The sequence below is a fragment of the Streptomyces sp. NPDC032745 genome (assembly GCF_055579465.1).
This window is the reverse complement of record NZ_JBVING010000012.1, coordinates 64,016-82,434: the sequence shown is the minus strand read 5'-3', so window position 1 is coordinate 82,434 and position 18,419 is coordinate 64,016. Positions and strand designations below refer to the sequence as shown.

General features: G+C 73.5%; 10 protein-coding genes. 1 reads left to right on the top strand and 9 read right to left on the bottom strand.

Translation table 11 applies throughout. The features are described from left to right. Window positions 1-9: 9 nt before the first annotated feature. The 5 genes from ACZ5WG_RS28085 to ACZ5WG_RS28065 all read right to left on the bottom strand — a co-directional run bounded on the left by ACZ5WG_RS28085 (window position 10) and on the right by ACZ5WG_RS28065 (window position 10,520). Window positions 10-1,980, bottom strand: a complete 1,971-nt coding sequence (locus ACZ5WG_RS28085) for an ATP-dependent DNA helicase (RefSeq protein ID WP_468726748.1) — start codon at window positions 1,978-1,980, stop codon at window positions 10-12. A gap of 52 nt (window positions 1,981-2,032) precedes the next feature. Further along, window positions 2,033-3,907: an IucA/IucC family protein gene (locus ACZ5WG_RS28080; RefSeq protein WP_468726746.1), complete on the bottom strand. Its 1,875-nt coding sequence runs from the start codon at window positions 3,905-3,907 to the stop codon at window positions 2,033-2,035. Between the two features lie 186 nt (window positions 3,908-4,093). Then, window positions 4,094-4,807, bottom strand: coding sequence for a GNAT family N-acetyltransferase (locus tag ACZ5WG_RS28075; protein ID WP_468726745.1), 714 nt, complete (start codon window positions 4,805-4,807; stop codon window positions 4,094-4,096). A 6-nt stretch (window positions 4,808-4,813) separates the two neighbouring features. Continuing rightward, window positions 4,814-6,847 (bottom strand): IucA/IucC family protein, encoded by a 2,034-nt coding sequence (locus tag ACZ5WG_RS28070; protein ID WP_468726906.1) that lies wholly within the window; start codon window positions 6,845-6,847, stop codon window positions 4,814-4,816. A 2,119-nt stretch (window positions 6,848-8,966) separates the two neighbouring features. After that, the gene (locus ACZ5WG_RS28065) at window positions 8,967-10,520 is read right to left on the bottom strand and encodes a diaminobutyrate--2-oxoglutarate transaminase family protein (RefSeq protein ID WP_468726743.1); all 1,554 of its coding nucleotides are present in this window, start codon (window positions 10,518-10,520) and stop codon (window positions 8,967-8,969) included. Window positions 10,521-10,771: 251 nt separating this feature from the next. Here ACZ5WG_RS28065 and ACZ5WG_RS28060 point away from each other — a divergent pair, with 251 nt between their 5' ends. Then, on the top strand, window positions 10,772-11,947 hold the full coding sequence (locus ACZ5WG_RS28060; RefSeq protein ID WP_468726741.1) for a trypsin-like serine peptidase: 1,176 nt from the start codon (window positions 10,772-10,774) through the stop codon (window positions 11,945-11,947). A gap of 72 nt (window positions 11,948-12,019) precedes the next feature. Here ACZ5WG_RS28060 and hflX read toward each other — a convergent pair whose 3' ends face one another. The 4 genes from hflX to dapF all read right to left on the bottom strand — a co-directional run bounded on the left by hflX (window position 12,020) and on the right by dapF (window position 18,395). Next, on the bottom strand, window positions 12,020-13,525 hold the full coding sequence (hflX, locus tag ACZ5WG_RS28055) for a GTPase HflX (protein WP_468726740.1): 1,506 nt from the start codon (window positions 13,523-13,525) through the stop codon (window positions 12,020-12,022). A 142-nt stretch (window positions 13,526-13,667) separates the two neighbouring features. Continuing rightward, complete coding sequence (locus ACZ5WG_RS28050; RefSeq protein ID WP_468726739.1) at window positions 13,668-15,113, bottom strand: M1 family metallopeptidase; 1,446 nt, start codon at window positions 15,111-15,113, stop codon at window positions 13,668-13,670. 142 nt (window positions 15,114-15,255) lie between these two features. Beyond that, window positions 15,256-17,379, bottom strand: coding sequence for a RelA/SpoT family protein (locus ACZ5WG_RS28045; RefSeq protein ID WP_468726737.1), 2,124 nt, complete (start codon window positions 17,377-17,379; stop codon window positions 15,256-15,258). A 140-nt stretch (window positions 17,380-17,519) separates the two neighbouring features. Then, a complete protein-coding gene (gene dapF / locus ACZ5WG_RS28040; RefSeq protein ID WP_468726735.1) occupies window positions 17,520-18,395 on the bottom strand; it encodes a diaminopimelate epimerase in 876 nt (291 codons plus the stop codon). Between the last annotated feature and the right edge of the window lie 24 nt (window positions 18,396-18,419).

The window sequence follows — 18,419 nt, the reverse complement described above, 5'->3', positions numbered from 1 at the left end:
GTGGCTGAGCTACTTGCCTTCGCTTTGCGCGGCGGCGTCGATTGCGGCGAGGGAGCGGCGGGCCTGGTTGCGGTCCGTGGTGTACCAGAAGTCCGGCAGCGTGGCCCGCAGGAAACTCCCGTAGCGCGCCGTGGCCAGCCGGGGGTCCAGGACCGCGACGACACCCCGGTCGTCGCCCGCCCGTACGAGCCGGCCCGCACCCTGGGCCATCAGGAGCGCCGCGTGCGTGGCCGCGACGGCCATGAAGCCGTTGCCACCGTGCTCCTCGACCGACTTCTGCCGGGCGCTCATCAGCGGGTCGTCGGGACGCGGGAACGGGATCCGGTCCATGATCACGAGCTGGCAGCTGGGACCGGGCACGTCCACGCCCTGCCAGAGCGAGAGCGTCCCGAACAGGCAGGTCTTCGGGTCCGCCGCGAACGCCTTGATCAGCTCGCCCAGCGTCTCCTCGCCCTGGAGCAGGATCGGGTTGTCCAGCCGACCGCGCAGCTCCTCGGCGGCCGCCTTGGCGCCCCGCATGGAGGAGAACAGGCCGAGGGTGCGGCCGCCGGCCGCCTCGATCAGCTCGGCGAGCTCGTCCATCATGTCGCCGCGGGTGCCCTCCCGGCCCGGCGTGGCCAGGTGCTTCGCGACGTACAGGATGCCCTGCTTGGGGTAGTCGAACGGCGAGCCGACGTCCAGCCCCTTCCAGACCGGTGCGTCGTCCCCCTCGACCCCTTCGGGAGACAGGCCCAGCGAGGCCGCGACCCCGTTGAAATCGCCGCCCAGTTTGAGGGTCGCCGAGGTCAGGACCACCGAGCGGTCCTCGAACAGCTTCTCGCGCAGCAGCCCGGACACCGACAGCGGGGCGACCCGGAGGGTGGCGCCGAAGCGGTCGTGCCGCTCGTACCAGAGGACGTCGTACTCGGAGCGGAGGAGAATCCGCTCGGCCACCCCATGGACGCTCTCCACCGCGGCCAGGGCCTGCTTGCGGACGGCGTCCTCGTCGTGGACGGACTTGTCGCGCGTCGCTCCGATCGCCGAGATGACATTGCGCGCCGCGTCCCGCAGGGCCGCCAGTGCGTAGCCGAGGTCCTCGGGGACCTCCTCCAGCCGACCCGGGAGGGCCAGCTCCATGACCCGCTCGAAGGACTCCGAGGCGGTCTGCAGCGAATCCGCGGTCTTCTCGTCGACCAGCTTGGCCGCACGCTTCACGGCGCGGTTGACCTGGCCCGGAGTGAGCTCGCCGGTGGCGACGCCGGTCACCCGGGAGACCAGCTCGTGCGCCTCGTCCACGATCAGCACCTCGTGCTGCGGCAGCACCGGGGCGCCCTCGATGGCGTCGATGGCCAGCAGCGCGTGGTTGGTGACGACCACGTCGGCGAGCTTGGCCCGCTCGCGGGCGGCCTCGGCGAAGCACTCGGCGCCGTAGGCGCACTTCGTCGCGCCCAGACACTCCCGGGAGGAGACGGAGATCTGCGACCAGGCCTTGTCGGAGACACCCGGGGTCAGGTCGTCCCGGTCGCCGGTCTCGGTCTCGTCGGCCCAGTCGCGCAGGCGCAGCAGGTCCTTGCCGAGCTTGCTGGTGGGGGTGGCCGCCTCGAACTGGTCGAAGAGGCCCTCCTCCTCGTCCTGCGGCGCGCCCTCGTGGAGCCGGTGCAGGCACAGGTAGTTGGACCGGCCCTTGAGCATGGCGAACTGCGGGCGGCGGCGGAGCTGCGGATGCAGCGCGTCGACCGTCCGGGGCAGGTCGCGCTCGACCAGCTGCCGCTGGAGGGCGAGCGTGGCGGTTGCCACGACCACGCGCTCGCCGTGCGCGAGGGCCGGCACCAGGTAGCCGAGGGACTTGCCGGTGCCGGTGCCGGCCTGGATGAGCCGGTGCGTGTTGTCGTCGATCGCTTCGGCGACGGCTTCGGCCATGGCCACCTGGCCGGGCCGCTCCGTGCCGCCGACGGCGGAGACGGCGGCGTGCAGCAGGTCGGGGAGGGAGGACTTCGTCATAGCAATGACAACCCTACGGGGCGCCACCGACAGTGACCGCCACGACGATGATTCATGGCCGGTACAAGGGGTTGGGCACGGTGCCGTACTCCACCGCGCGCGGGCGGTCGGGGCGGTCGCGGTAGCCGTCCGCGTACAGCCGGTTCCGGTTCAGGCAGAGCCGCCCGATGCGCTCGCCGAGCAGGTCGAAAAGCTCGTAGCGTTCCTTGAGCCCGGGGAAGCGGGACTGGTGGCGCAGGATCTCCGCCCGTACGAGCGACCAGAACTCCTCCTCCGGGACGCCCAGGCGGTCCTCGCACAGGGCGGAGAGGTAGCGGAAGACTCCGACGAAGAGGCCGGAGTGGATGTACTGGGGCAGGAAGTCCGCGGGCTGGTCGCGCAGCGCGGCGCGCACCTCGGCGGGCACGGTGGCGAGCTCGGGCAGCGGCTCGCGGCAGATGCTGACCTCGTCCACGAAGTCCTTGAGGGCGATCCGGACCGGGACGTCGTGCTCGTCGAAGATCACGGTGGTGTTCTCGCCGTGCGGGGAGAAGACGGTGCCGTAGCGGTAGAGGAAGTGGAGCAGCGGGGGCAGCAGGGCGCCGAAGAGCCGCCGGAGCCAGTCGGCAGGCGTGAGCCCGGACCGGGCGACGAGCTCGGCGGTGAAGGACCGGCCGCGCGGGTCGACGTGGAGGAGGGAGGCGAGCGTGCGGGCCCGCTCACCGGGGGTGAGCCGGCCGTCCAGGGGCTCGCGCCAGATCGCCCCGAGGAGCTCCTTGTACTGGTACGGGGCCTCGGGGAGCGCGTCGTAGACGGGGTGGCGCACGGTGACCGAGGCGACCTCGCCGAGGAGGACCACTCGGCATTCGTCGCGGAGGAAGGGGTCGGCCTCGTGGAGGGACCGGATCCAGGCGGTGACGGCGGGGGCGGCGGCGCAGTGCTCGGAGGGCAGGCCGCGCCAGACCAAGGTGTTGAAGACGGAGAGCGGCAGTTTGACGCTGTGCCGGTCGGGGCGGCTGAGGTTGAGGAACGTGCGGACCGACTGCTGCGGGATGCGTATGTCGGGGTCGGCGGGGAGCGGGACCAGGGCGCCCGAGGCCAGGGCCGGGGCGAAGAGGGGGAGCACGATCTCGTCCCACTGCCAGGGGTGGACCGGGAGGTAGAGGTAGCCGAGCGGATCGAGGCCGCGGGCGCGCAGGGTCCGGTCGAAGGCGGCCCGGGTGACGGGGTCGAGCTCCTGGGCGTAGAGGCGGGCCGGGTCTTCCAGGCCGGCCGCGCCGCGGTAGGCCGCGAGGGAGGTGTGGGCCGCGAGCCAGGGCAGCCGCTGGCGGGTGCGGGCCTCGGGGGCCCAGGCGGCGGTGTCGGCGGCGGACAGTCCTATGCGGCCTTTGTTGACGACGAGCCAGGGGTGACCGGTCTGGTGGCCTTCGAGCTCGGCGTGGTCGAGATCGGCGAGGACGTCGGCGGTGAGCGCGGTGTGCTCGATGCGGGCGTCGGCGGCGAGGGTGGCGCTGAGCTCGCGGACCAGGTGGCCGAGGGTGGCGCCGTCGAGGCAGAGGAGGCTGCGGGTGCGGATCAGGAAGGCGTACGGGTCCGCGAAGGCGGTCGGGGGCTCCGGCGACGGGGACGGCGGGGTGAGCGTGATGGTGTCGGGGGCGACGTGCCAGCTGCCGTACGCGCGGCGGCGGGCCCGAAAGCCGAGGCTGCTGCCGTCGTCGAGGGTCAGGTGCCAGGCGTCGCCGGAGGTGGCGCCCGGGGCCGGGACGGGCCTGACGATCTCCTCGTACGCGAACTCGCCCAGCATCTTGGCGAGCATCCGGCGGCCGGCGGACTCCCAGGTCGCGCTGTTGAGTTCGGGCGGCGTGCAGGGGTGCTGGGGGGACGACGGAACGGCAGATTCCGAGAAGTGGGGGCCGGTGGAGTCGGGGGTGGCGGGGAAATTCGGCACGGGACTCCTCGGAGATCGGGAACTTTGCTGCGCGACGCAGAGTTTTCGAAGGGTGAGGCGTGAACGGGGAGCGCTGGACGGAGAGCGCTGAACGGGGAGCACTGGACGGCGCGAACCGGGGGCGTGGAGCGGGGGAGTGAACGGGAAGGCGTGGAGCGGCGGGATCGCGGGACGTGGGGCGGCAATTCAGATGAGATTGCGCAGCGCCCGCTCCCGGATCATCAAGGCGGCGCGCTTCTCGGGGAGGTCGATCTCCGTGGCACAGCGGAATCCGGAGTTGAGAAAGGCTGATACGGAGGGGGTGTTGCGGATGTCCGGTTCGGCGATGACGCGCGTGCAGCGGGGACGGTTGTCGAGCACCAGGTTGGCGACGGCGCGCAGCAGGACGGTGCCCAGACCGCGGCCGCGGTTCGTACCGTCTCCGATGAGCAGGTGGATACCCGTGTCGTGGGGGCGCGCCGGGTAGTGGCGGGAGAGCGGGTCGAGGTCGGCCCGGTAGATCTCCCAGTAGCTCATCGGCGTGCCGTCGAGGAGGCCGAGGCAGGGGATGCTGTGGCCGTTCCCGTCGAGCTGGGCCCGCACGTGGGCGGCGGTGACGGCGGCGGGACCGGCGAGTTCCCAGTAGGCGGCCACCTCGGGGTCGTTCATCCAGCCGGCGAGCAGCTCCAGGTGGCGGCCGAGCCGTACCGGTTCCAGGAGGAAGGCTCCGGCCGGGGTGGCGGCGGCGCCCCATCCGGCCGGGGAGTCGAGGAGTTCGGCCTCGGCGAGCAGGGGCAGCAGCCGGGGGGTGAGCCGCCGTCCGGGGATACGGATGCCGATGGTGGCGGTGGCGGTGCCGGTTGCCGTGGGGGCGGCGGCGACGGGGGCGAAGGCAGTGGTGGAGGTGTCGGTGGAGGGCATCGGCACTCAATCGTGGAGGGGGTTGGTGAAGGTGACGTAGACGGACTGGGAGTCGACTGGACCGACCAGCTCGTCGAGGCCGCCCAGGCGGGTGAGCAGATTCGCCTTGCAGCGCAGGGTGGGTGAGTCGAGCAGCCGCGCAGGAAGCGGTCCGAGTCCGGAGGCCTTGCCGAGGAACCGGCGGAAGGCGGCGAGCAGGACGCGTTCGTCGGCGAGCCGCTGGGATCCGAAGGCGCCGATGAGGCCGAGCACGTTGTTGATGCCGAGGTAGTAGGCGAAGCGTTCGTCGGTGACGGCGTCGGAGACGAAGGTGTCGCTGGCGCTGCCGATACCGGGGAGCCGGCGCTCGAGTTCCGCACGGTGGGATGCGCGGAAGTAGTAGCCCTGGTTGTCGCGGTAGCGGCCGCCGACCGGCCAGCCGGCCGGGTCGAGGAGGACCAGGGTGTTCTGCTGGTGCGCTTCGAGGGCGATCCCGGCGAGCGCGTCGAAGGCGAGGACCGGCAGAACGACGTGCTCGAGGTAGCGCAGGAACCACTCGGCGGCGACGGCGGAGGCCGGGCGTCCGGTGGTGGCGGCGAGGCGGGAGACGACCTCGGCGAGCCGGGAGCGCATGGTGGTCCGGCCCGGCCACGGGCGGGGCGCGGTGAGCGCGGCGATGCAGACGGCGTCGTCGTGGGAGCGGAAGGGGTTGTGACGCAGCACGGCGTCGAGTCCGGGGACGGGGGTGCCGTCCGGGGCGTCGACGGCGATCCAGGCGGGGTCGCGCACGATGTCGAAGCCGGGGTGGGCCGCCTGCCACTGTTCCGCGAGGCCGGTGCGGAGCAGCCGGTGCACCTCGACACCGCGGTGGAGTTCCTTGCGGAGGTTCTCGCGGCGGGAGTTGGTGATGCGCAGGCCCAGGGAGAGCTTGAGCATCGCGGGGGTGCCGGGGCGGTGGACGGTGCGGACGGAGGAGGTGGGGTACCAGGGCTCGCCGTACGGGCCCAGGTCGTGCAGGAGCCCGCCGTCGCGGAGGGCGGCGACGGCGGGGCGCTGGAGCAGGTCGCCGGCCTGCCAGGGGTGCAGGGGAAGGGGGGTCGTGCCGTCGGGCAGTGGGAGCCCGGGGGCGAGCCGGCCGAGGAGCCGGGCAGCGGAGACGGGGCGGCCGCGTTCGGTCCAGGCGGAGTCGGTGGCGAGCGCGGAAGGTTCGACGGCGAGCCAGTGCAGGGGGAAGGAGCCGTGGAGTTCGGGTGAGTAGCGGCGTGCTTCGGCCTCGGAGAGTCCTTCGCGGCTCTTCGGGTCCGGCTGGAGGGGGTGGCCGAGGAGGAGGGATTGTTCGGCGGTGAGGAAGAGGTCGCCGGCGACGGGTTCGGGCGGGGTGGGGCGTTCGCGCCGGTCGGCGATGAACTCGGCGGTGCGGCGCACCGAGTCGGCGACCCGGCCGACGAGGTCGGCGCCGCCGCGGCCGCGGCTGTCGCCCTCGCGGGCGAGCAGTGAGGCGAGGGTGACGGCGTCCACGGCCGGGGCGTGGGCGGGCGCGCCGTCGAGCCGGGCGGGGGCGAAGCGGTGCCAGCCGGCCGGGGACCAGTAGCGGACGGCGACGAGCAGGGCGGTGCCGGATGCGGGGAGGGGGATGCGGAGCAGGGTTCCGACGGGCCCGTCGGGACGGCCGATGCCGTTTTCGCGGACCCAGCACCGCAGCAGGTTCTCCACCGCCGCGGCCTCGGCGGCGACGGCCGGGTCGGGGTGGTCCAACAGGTCGGGCAGCATCGCGGGTTCGGGCCCCATCGGACCGGCAGAGCCGGCCCGTGACCGAAGCGTCCCGTCCTTCTGCCGCGGCACGGTACCCGCACCCCCGAGGGCACCAAGGCCGCCGCTCCCCGGGCTGGCCTGCGAAGCCGCCCCCTGGGGGGCCTGCGGTGCCGAGGCAGTACCCTCCGGCACGGACTCCGCGGCGAACCCGCCGCGACCGTCGGCATCGCCGCTGCCTCGGACGCCACTGGGGGCACCGGGGCTGCCCGTTCCGCCCGGGCCAGCGGGCCCCGGGGCCGGCCACGGCATGGCCTGCGGTGCCGAGGCAGTTCCCTCCGGCACGGACTCCGCGGCGAACCCGCCGCGGCCGTCGACGCCGTCGCCGCTGCTCCGGATGCCACCGGGGGCACCGGGGGCACTGAGGCTGCCCGTTCCGCCCGCGCCGTTGGCCTCGGGGGGCGGCCACGGCATGCGTTGCGGGGCCGAAGCGGTGCCCTCCGGCAAGGGCTGCTGGGTGGACCCGTCAACGCCGCTGGGGCTGCTGTTCCCCCGGGTGCCACCAGGGACAGCGGGACCGCCCGTCCCTGAGACCCCGCTGGCCCAGCTCCCACTGTGGGCGCCCGACCCGCCCGGGGCGCAGAGGCCATGGGTTTCACCGGGACCTCCGGTCCCCGGGGTCGGCCACCGGGGGGCCTGCAAGCCCGAGCCCGACGGGGACTGCGGGGCCGGGGCGGTGCCCGACTGCGCCGGCTCCGGCGCGGGACCGCCCCGGGTTGTGGAGCCGCCGATGTTCTCGGGGGCGCCGGAGGCACCGGGACTGCCCGTCCCCGTAGTCCCGTCGGCCCAGCTCCCGCTCGGGTCACCGGAGGCACCGGGGCTGCCGCTCTCGGGGGCCTGCCATGGGGTGGGATGGGAGCGCGAGGTCTGCGGGGCCGGAGCTGTGCCCTCCGGCTCGGGATCTGAGTCCGACCCTCCGTGGCCGCTGGCGCCGCCGATCCCCTGAGGGCCGCCGGGGATACCGAGACCCCGCATCCCGGCGGCCCCGCCGCCCGTGCCGTCGGCGTGCACCTCGAGGCCTGCGCTCCCCGAGGCCTGCCACGGGGTGCCCTCGAAGTCCGAGCCCTGCTTCCCGCCAGCACGGCTCAGGCTTGGGCACCCGGGCGCACGGGGACCGCCGATCCCTGCGGTTCCCTCGGCCGCGCTCGGGAGCAAGTTCCCACTGGTTCCCGCCGGACCACCGGAAACGCGGAGGCCGCCGGTTTCGGGAAACGGCCGCAGGGTGGCCTCGGAAGCCGAACCCAGCCGAAGCTGCCGGGCCGGGGCGAGGCCCGCCGACTCCGGCTCCGGCTCCGGGGTGGCCCCGCCGAGGTGGGTGGCATCGCCCGGGCGCTCCGGGGCACCGGTCCCGGCAATGCCACAAGACCCCGGGGGCGGCACCCGATGGGGCTCCGGGGACCGGGTCGTACCCGGCGCCTCCCGCTCCGACGCGGACTCACCTGGGACGCCGGAGCGGCCGACCGGGTCGGTCCCAACCAGGGCTCCGGTCCCGGCATGGACACCAGGCCCGGGCGGCGACCACGGGTTGGCCGGGGACGCCGAGCCTGACGGCTGCGGCGCGGGCTCGGCGCTACCGGGGGCCGGCCACACGGTGAGCTGCAGGGCCGGGCCCGTCGGCTGCTGGTCCGGTGCCGAGGCGCCGACCCGAGCGGGACCTCCCGGGGCGCCAGTCCCAGGGGGCAGCGCGTGGGAGGCCTGCAGGGCCGAGCCCCCAGGCTCGTGGTCCGGTGCGGAGTCACCGACCAGGGCGGACCCATCCAAGGCTGCGGTCCCGGGTGACAGCCAGCGGAAGGCCTGCACGGCCGAACCCGGCAGTTGCCGGGCCGGTGTCGGGTCGCCGACCGGGGCGGGCACGTCCGGAGCTGCGGCTCCGGAGGGCAGCCGGCGGGTGGGTTGCGGGGGCGGGGCGGAGCCCGGCTCCGGCTCCGGGGTGGAGTCGGGCTGATTGCTGCTCGGGGCGTCGGTGACGGGGGGCCGGTGCAGGGTGGCCTGGGCGGAGCCCGACGACTCCGGCTCCGCCGCCGGGCAACCACGGCCGGCCGGGAACGTTCCGACGGGGGCCGCAGCGGCGTCAAGCCCGCCGGGGGCGGCAGCGGTGCCAGGCCCGCCCAGAGGCACACAGGCGTCAGGCCCGCCCAGGGGTGTACAGGCGTCAGGCTTGCCTGGGGCCACCCAGACGCCGGGCCTGCCGGGGGCCGCAGAACCGCCGGGCCCGCCCAGGGCTGCAGCGGTGCCAGGCCCGCCCGGGGCCGCACAGGCGCCAGGCCCGCCCCGGGCCGCAGAGGCGCCGGGGCTGCCCAGGGCTGCTGGGATGGGTGTCGGGGTGGCGGTGGCGGGGTGCTGCGAGTCGGGCATCGCGGGTCCTTGCGGGTCAGTGGAGCCGGCAGGCTGCGGCGGCGGCAGGGATGGCGTCGGCCAAGCGGTCGAGGACGGCGGAGGCCTGTTCGTCGGTGAGCGTCAGCGGGGGCAGGAGGCGGACGACGCTGGAGTGGCGGCCGCCGAGTTCGACGATCAGGCCGCGGTTCAGGCACTCCTGCCGGACGGCCGCGGCGAGGGCCTGGGCTGCGGTCCCGGTCTCGGGGTCGACGAGTTCGACGCCGATCATCAGGCCGCGGCCCCGCACGTCCCCGATGCAGGGATGGTCGGAGGCCAGCCCGCGCAGGGCCGTCAGCATCCGCTCGCCCAGGGCCCCGGCGCGCTCGGCGAGACGGTTCTTCCGTACGTACGCCAGGGTCGCGGCCCCGGCCGCCATGGCCAGCTGGTTGCCGCGGAACGTGCCCGCATGCGCTCCGGGGGCCCACACGTCCAGGCCCGACCGGTACACGATCACCGCCAGCGGGAGGCTGCCGCCGATCGCCTTGGACAGGACCATCACGTCCGGCACGACCCCGGCATGGTCGACGCCCCAGAAGGCGCCGGTCCGGCCGACCCCTGTCTGCACCTCGTCGGCGATCAGCGGGATCCCCCAGGCCTCGGTGATCTCGCGCATCCGGCGCAGCCACACGTCCGGGGCCGGGAAGACCCCGCCCTCGCCCTGCACCGGTTCCACGATCATCGCCGCGGGCGTCGGCACCCCGCCCTTGGGATCGTCCAGCAGGCTCTCGGTCCAACGGGCCCCGAGCCGGGCGCCCTCGGGGCCGCCGACCCCGAACGGGCAGCGGAAGTCCTGCGGGAACGGCAGCCGGGTCACCCGTACGTCCGGGGCTCCGCCGGAGGCTCCCAGGGCCCCGGCGGTCATCCCGTGGTAGGCCCCGGTGAAGGCGAGCAGCCCCGAACGCCCGGTGGCGGTGCGGACCAGCTTGAGCGCGGCCTCCACGGCGTCCGTACCGGCGGGCCCGCAGAACTGGATGCGGGCGTCGGCGGCCAGAGCCGGCGGGAGGCAGGCGAACAGTTCGGTGGTGAAGGCGTCCTTGACCGGCGTCGCGAGGTCCAGGACGTGCAGCGGCGCCCCGGAGTCGAGGACGCCCCGGACGGCTTCGAGCACCACCGGGTGGTTGTGGCCCAGCGCGAGGGTGCCCGCGCCGGAGAGGCAGTCCAGGTAGCGCCGCCCGTCCGCGCCCTCGATCGTCAGCCCCCGGGCGCGCACCGGGACGATGGGCAGCGAGCGCGCGTACGTCCGGGCGGCGGACTCCCGCAGCGCCTGCCGGCGCAGGATGCCCTCCGCCGCGGCCGGCCCGCCGGGCCCCGCCGGCCCCGCTGCCCGGCTCCCCTGCGGCGGCACCTGCGGAACAGGCGGAACCGGCAGAGGCACCTGCGGAACCGGCGGAACCGGCGAAGGCAGCTGCGGAACCTGCGGAACCTCCAAAGGCACCTGAGACACCGAAGACGCCTGCGGTACCTGCGCGGCGGCCGCGCCCTGCTCGGTCAAAGCCACGAGTGTCGGACCTCCCGAACTGACTGCTCCACCGGATTGCGCCTCGAACATGAACGCTGCTCCCCCATCCCCCGTACGTACCAACGACGATGGCGGCGGCGGATCACGGGTGGGCCCAAGATCCTTGTCCTGCTCGGACTTCGGGGTGTCCTTCCAGGACCGGAACCGCAGCCCCGGGCTGTGCCGTCCCCAACGGCAGCGGCATAGTGGGGTGCTGCACTCGGCGGCGCGCACCTCGCGTGCCCCACGCACCTCAACTGCACCGCGTCTCACGCCCAGAATTCACCAGGGGGATTCACGACATGCGACCGAACCGACCGGTCACCGCGATCCTGTGCGCGGCGGCACTCGCCATGACCGCCGCGGCCTGCGGACCCGGCGACGGGGAGGCCGGCGGCGACGCCAAGCCGACCGTGGCGGCGAGCCTCCCGTCCGGAGTCGACGGGATCAAGATCCCGGACCAGCTCAAGGACAAGCTCAAGCAACACGGCATCGACCTGGAGAAGTGGAAGGGGGGTGAGTGGAAGAACTGGAAGCAGGACGACTGGCTCCGCGAGGCGGGCGACTACATCAACCCGATCATCGAGGACCTCTGGGACCCGGACCGGATGCGCGAGGCCGACAAGACCCCGCAGCCCCCGGCCGTCGACCCGGACGCCGGCAAGGACCAGGGCGTCACCGACCCGACCCCGGCTCCGGTGCAGGCCAAGGCCGCCAACGCGCCGTACCACACGAGCGTTCCGGTCTCCGGCAAGGTCTTCTTCGACGGCCCCGAGGGCTCCATGGTCTGCTCGGCGACCGTGGTCAAGGACCCGGCCCACCCCGGCAAGTCCAACATGGTCTGGACGGCCGGCCACTGCGTGCACGCGGGCAAGTCCGGCGGCTGGTACCGCAACATCGCATTCGTCCCGTCGTACAACAACGCGGGCAAGCCGGCGGCGCAGCTCAAGGGCGCCCCGCGCGAGCAGGTGGCCCCGTACGGCGTGTGGTGGAGCGACTGGGCGCAGACCTCGGACCAGTGGATCGCGAACGGCGGACCGACCGGTGGCGCGGGTGCCCCGTACGACTTCGCGGTGCTGCACGTGACCCCGGAGAAGAGCACCGGGAAGTCCCTGGAGGAGACGGTCGGTTCGGCCCTCCCGGTGGAGTTCAACGCCCCGGCGGTGCCGAAGGTCGCGAGCATCACGGCGACGGGCTACCCGGCGGCGGCGCCGTTCGACGGCCAGAAGGCCTTCCAGTGCACGGACAAGCCGGGCCGGCTGTCGCTGGCCGCGAGCGCCCCGGTGATGTACCGCATCGGCTGCACGATGACCGGCGGTTCCTCCGGCGGCGGCTGGGTGGCCGCAGGCAGTGACGGCAAGCCGGCGCTGGTGTCGAACACGTCGATCGGCCCCGCCAAGGCGGGCTGGCTGGCCGGACCCCGGCTGGGCCCGGAGGCCAAGGGGATCTTCGACGCCGTGAGCGCCAAGTTCAAGTAGTCCCGTCCTGGTACGCGAAACGGAGGGCCCCCTGCTGCGCAGGGGGCCCTCCGTTCTGCTTCCGGTTGCCTGTTACCGCTTCGCCGGCACGTACGGCGCCAGGTCCGCCGCCAGTTCCTGGTGGACCCGCACCTTGAGCAGGGTGCCCTCCGGGGTGTGCTCCTCGGAGATCACCTCTCCCTCGGCGTGCGCCCGGGCGACCAGCGAGCCGCGGGTGTACGGCACCAGGGCCTCCACCTCGACCTCGGGCCGGGGCAGTTCGGAGTCGATGAGCCCGAGGAGCTCCTCGATGCCCTGCCCCGTGCGCGCCGAGACGGCGATGGAGTGCCGCTCGATCCGCAGCAGCCGCTGCAGTACGAGCGGATCCGCGGCGTCGGCCTTGTTGATCACCACGATCTCGGGCACGTTGACCGCGCCGACCTCGCGGATGACCTCGCGCACCGCCGCCAGCTGCTCCTCCGGCGCCGGGTGCGAGCCGTCCACGATGTGCAGGATGAGGTCGGAGTCGCCGACCTCCTCCATCGTGGAGCGGAACGCCTCGACCAGGTGGTGGGGCAGGTGCCGGACGAAGCCGACGGTGTCGGCCAGGGTGTAGATCCGGCCGCTGGGCGTCTCGGCCCGGCGCACGGTCGGGTCGAGGGTGGCGAACAGCGCGTTCTCCACCAGTACGCCCGCGCCCGTGAGGCGGTTGAGCAGCGAGGACTTGCCGGCGTTGGTGTACCCGGCGATGGCGACCGAGGGCACCTTGTTGCGGCGCCGTTCCTGCCGCTTGATGTCGCGGCCGGTCTTCATGTCCGCGATCTCCCGGCGCATCTTCGCCATCTTCTCGCGGATCCGACGCCGGTCGGTCTCGATCTTGGTCTCACCGGGGCCTCGGGTGGCCATGCCGCCACCGCCGCCGCCACCCATCTGCCGGGACAGCGACGCACCCCAGCCGCGCAGGCGCGGCAGCATGTACTGCATCTGCGCGAGTGCGACCTGAGCCTTGCCCTCTCGGGACTTGGCGTGCTGGGCGAAGATGTCGAGGATCAGGGCGGTCCGGTCGACGACCTTGACCTTGACGACGTCCTCGAGGGCGATGAGCTGGCCGGGGCTGAGCTCACCGTCGCAGACGACGGTGTCGGCTCCGCTCTCGAGCACGATGTCGCGCAGCTCGCGGGCCTTGCCCGAGCCGATGAAGGTGGCCGGGTCCGGCTTGTCACGGCGCTGGATCACGCCGTCGAGGACGAGGGCGCCCGCCGTCTCGGCGAGGGCGGCGAGCTCCGCGAGGGAGTTCTCGGCGTCCTGCACCGTGCCGGAGGTCCAAACGCCCACCAGCACGACGCGCTCCAGGCGCAGCTGCCGGTACTCGACCTCGGTGACGTCTTCGAGCTCGGTGGAGAGGCCGGCCACACGGCGCAGCGCAGCGCGCTCGGAGCGCTCGAACTGCTCGCCGTCCCGGTCTCCGTCGACCCCGTGGCTCCAGGCGACGTCCTCTTCCATCAGGGCGTCGGCCCGAAGGCTCTCGGTGAAGCTCTGCGAGTCCGGCACGTCCTGTGCGTCCCGCGCGTCCTGGGAAGGGGAAGAAGAGGAGGTCATTGGATCCTTACGTCGATATCGAATGGGGCCGTGGCCACGCCTGACAGTAACTCTCACACTGTCACGTCCAACGTGTCACATCGCCGGGAGATTCCCCCCGGCGTGCGGCCCCGTCGATGGTGACATGCCCGTTCCCCGCCGGTCACACCCTTTTCGGGCCGCCCCACTCCGGGTGCCCGGGCATCGCCGGGGTCGTCTTCCCGTACAGCCACGGCTTCAGGAAGGCCTCCAGATCCCGTCCGGCCACGTCCGAGGCCAGGCGTACGAAGTCGTCGGTGCCGGCGATCCCGTCCTGGTGCTCCGCCACCCAGCGGCGCTCCAGACGGTCGAAGGCCTTCGCGCCGATCTCCTGCTGCAGCGCGTACAGCACCAGCGCGGCCCCGTCGTAGACCACCGGCCGGAAGAGCCCGATCTTCTCTCCGGGGGCGGCGGGCTTGGGCGCGGCCGGGGGCCCGCCGGCCGCCCGCCACTGGTCGGAGCGCTGGTACGCCTCGCGCATGCGCCGCTCCATGGAGTACTTGCCGAGGCCGTCCGCGTACAGGGCCTCGTACCAGGTGGCGTGTCCCTCGTTGAGCCACAGGTCGGACCAGGTCCGCGGGGTGACGCTGTTGCCGAACCACTGGTGGGCGAGCTCGTGGACCATGACGGCCTCCACGTACCACTCGGGGTAGCCCTCTCCCGAGAACAGGCCGTTCTCGAAGAGCGAGAGGGTCTGCGTCTCCAGCTCGAATCCGGTCTTCGCCCGCGCGATCAGCACGCCGTAGTTCTCGAAGGGGTAGCGGCCGACGCGCTGCTCCATCCACTGGACGTGCCCGGCGGTCTTCTTCAGCCAGGGGTCCAGCCGCTGCCGGTCCGCGGCGGGGACCACGTGGCGCAGCGGCAGCCCGTGCGGACCGGCCCCCTCCACCACCGCGGAGTCGCCGATCGAGACCTGCGCGAGTTCGGTGGCCATCGGGTGCAGGGTCCGGTACGTCCAGGTGGTCGAGCCTGCGGCCCGGGGGGCCGGGAGGGCGCCCGGCAGCCCGTTGGCGACGGCGGTGAGACCGGCGGGGGCGGTGATCCGGAAGGTGAAGTACGCCTTGTCCGCCGGGTGGTCGTTGCAGGGGAAGACCCGGTGGGCGGCGTCGGCCTGGTTGGCCATGGCCAGGCCGTCGTCGGTGGGCACCCAGCCCCCGTCGGCGATGCCGCGCGGATCGCTGGTGTGCCGGATCGCGATGTGCAGCGGCACGTTGGCCGCGACGGGGCTCGCCGGGGTGAGCACGAGGTCCTCCCCGGCGCTCTCGAAGTGCGCCGGCTCGCCGTTGACCTCGGCGGACGCCACCGTTCCGTGGGTGAAGTCCAGGTTGATCCGCTCCAGCGGCTCCAGCGCACGGGCGTCGATTACGGTGACCGCGTCGAGCGGGCTCTTGTTGTCCTTGTACGTGAAGGACAGGTCGTACGAGAGGACGTCGTACCCGGGGTTCCCGAGCTGCGGGAACAGCGTGTCGCCGATGCCCAGCGGTTTCGGCGGGGGCAGCACGGCGGCGACGAGGGTGAGGGAGGCCGCGGCGAGCAGGGCGGCGCGCATGCGCGGGGAGGAGAGCTGCATCCCCCACCGCTTACCAGCGCCCGCTGCCCGCCCGGGTACGACGCGCGACGGTTCCACCCGAACGGGACCTTCCGGCGACGACGCGGCCTAGGCCCGGCCGGGGTCCGGCCGGGGTCCGGGCCTCGCTCGGCCCCGGTCCGGCCTATGCCCGGCGCACGTCGTAGACACCCGGTACGTCGCGCATCGCCCGCATCAGGGCCGGCAGGCCTGTCGCATCGGGCAGCTGCAGCGTGTACGTGTGCCGGACGCGCTGCTCCACGGGCGGTTCCACGGTCGCGGAGACCACCTCGACCCCCTGGCGGGCGATGGCCTCGGTCAGGTCGGCCAGCAGATGCGGGCGGCCGAACGATTCGGCGAGCAGCGTGACCCGGCAGTCCGCCGTGGCCCGCCAGTGCACGGCGACGGAGGTCCGCCCCAGTGCGCGCATCTGGGCCACCGCCGCGCAGTGGATGCGGTGGACGGTGACGGCCCCGCCCCGTACGACGAACCCGGCGACGGTGTCCGGCGGCACCGGCGTGCAGCAGCCGGCCAGCCGTACGGTGGCGTCCGGCAGGTCGGCGACCGCGTTGCCGCCGCCGCCGCGGGCGCCGACCACGGACAGCGGTGCCCGGGCGGGCGCGGTGGTGGGTTTCACCGAGTCGGGATGCGCCTGGAGCCAGCTGCTGATGGCGATCCGGGCGGCCGGGGTCCTGGCGTGCTCCAGCCAGTCGGCGGCGGGCCCCGAGGAGGCGTCCTGGGCGAGCAGCAGCTGGACGGTGTCCCCGTCGGACAGCCGGGAGGCCAGGGAGGTGAGGCGCCCGTTGACCCGGGCGCCGATACAGCCGTGGGCCGCCTCGCCGTACTGCGCGTAGGCGGCGTCGATACAGCTGGCCCCGGCGGGCAGGCTGATCGTGCCGGGGGCACCGCCGTCGGCGCGGAACACGGTGATCTCCCGGTCCTGTGCCAGCTCGGCGCGCAGCACGCTCCAGAAGGTGTCGGGGTCGGGCGCGGACTGCTGCCAGTCGAGGAGGCGCGACAGCCAGCCGGGCCGGGTCGGGTCGACCCGCTCCTCGTCGCAGTCGGCGGCGTCGGCCGCAGAGCCGGCCTCCGCGGGTGGGGCGGTCTCCGCCGCGGTGTGGGCGTAGGGATTGCCGAGGGCGACCACGCCTGCCTCGGCGACCCGGTGCATCTGGCGGGTACGGACGATGACTTCGGCGACGTACCCCTCGGGCGTGGCGACGGCGGTGTGCAGCGACTGGTAGAGGTTGAACTTCGGGGCGGCGACGAAGTCCTTGAACTCCGAGACGACCGGGGTGAAGCAGGTGTGCAGCTCGCCCAGCACGGCGTAGCAGTCGGCGTTCTCGCCGACGAGCACGAGGATGCGGCCGAAGTCGGAGCCGCGCAGCTCGCCGCGTTTGAGGGCGATCCGGTGTACGGAGACGAAGTGCCGGGGCCGGACCTGTACCTCGGCGGCGATGCCGGCGTCGCGCAGGACGGCCTTGACGGAGTCGGCGATGGCGGGCAGCGGGTCCCGCTCCCCCGCATGGGCCGCGATGAGTGCGCGCGTGTGCTCGTACTCCTCGGGGTGCAGGATCGCGAAGACGAGGTCTTCCAGCTCGGTCTTGAGGGCCTGGACGCCGAGCCGTTCGGCGAGCGGGATGAGGACGTCGCGGGTGACCTTGGCGATGCGCGCCTGTTTCTCGGGGCGCATCACGCCGAGGGTGCGCATGTTGTGCAGCCGGTCGGCGAGTTTGATCGACATGACGCGGACGTCGTTGCCGGTGGCGACGAGCATCTTGCGGAAGGTCTCGGGTTCGGCGGCGGCCCCGTAGTCGATCTTCTCCACCTTGGTGACGCCGTCGACGATGAAGCAGACCTCGTCGCCGAACTCGGCGCGGACCTGATCGAGGGTCACCTCGGTGTCCTCGACGGTGTCGTGGAGCAGAGAGGCCGTCAAGGTGGTGGTCTCGGCGCCGAGTTCGGCGAGGATCAGGGTGACGGCGAGCGGGTGTGTGATGTACGGCTCACCGCTTTTGCGCATCTGGCCGCGGTGCGAGGACTCCGCGAGCACGTACGCGCGGCGCAGGATGGACAGGTCCGCGTCCGGGTGGTGGGCGCGGTGCGCCTCGGCGACGTGGCCGATGGCATCGGGGAGCCGGTCTCGGGATGTGGGCCCGAGAAGGGCAGCGCGCCCGAGTCGTCGCAGGTCAAGGCGGGTCCGGCCCCGTCTGCGGAGTTCGGGGCGCGCTTCGGGTCGTGCTTCGGGGTTCGTGGCCTCTGCACTCATGGGCACCTCCGGCGGCTTCGACCGGCGGTGGCGGGCATGGGGTGAGCCCTCAGGGCCGGTGCCTGATGCTACCGACCCCACCACGTGGCGCAGTCCGCCTCTCGCTCAGCGTGAAACGGATCACCCATTAGAGGGAAGCTTCAGCCGAAAGCCGTTTCGGTGAGCCAGGCCGCGTCGAACTCGCCCGCGGCCACGATCACGGCCGGTCCGGTCATGTCGACCTGCCCGTCGGGGTGTTCGGTGATGACGAGGGTGCCGCCGGGGAGGTCGACGGTGTACGTGACCGGCTGGCCGGTGACGGCCGGGTCGGCGCCGTCGCGGCGGATGGCGGCCACGGCGACGGCGCAGGCGCCGGTGCCGCAGGAGCGGGTCTCGCCGGAGCCGCGCTCGTGGACGCGCATGGCGACGTGCCGGGGGCCGCGGTCGACGACGAACTCCACGTTGACACCCGTCGGGTAGACCTCGGCGGGGCTGAACGGGGGCGGGTCGAGCAGCTTTCCGGCGTGGTCCAGGCTCTCGACGAACGCGACGGCGTGCGGGTTGCCCATGTTGACGTTGCGGGCGGGCCAGGCGCGCTCGCCGACCGTCACGGTGACCTGCTCCTCGGGGAGGACGGCACGGCCCATGGAGACCGTCACGTCGCCGCTCTTGTCGAGGTGCACCCGCTTGACGCCGCCGCGGGTGGCGACGGCGAGGTCGCCGGGCTCGACGTGGCCGGCGTACTGGAGGTAGCGGGCGAAGACGCGGACGCCGTTTCCGCACATCTCGGCGACGGAGCCGTCGCTGTTGCGGTAGTCCATGAACCACTCGGCCTCGTCGGCCAGGTGCGCCGCCTCGGGGTGCGCGGCGGACCGGACGACGTGCAGCACGCCGTCCGCGCCGATCCCGGCACGCCGGTCGCACAGCTTCGCGACGGCGGTCGCGGGCAGCTCGACGGTGTTGTCCGGGTCCGGGACGATCACGAAATCGTTCTCGGTGCCGTGGCCCTTGAGGAAGGAGAGGCTCGTCTGCGTCACCCGCCCATGGTAGCGAGCGGCGCC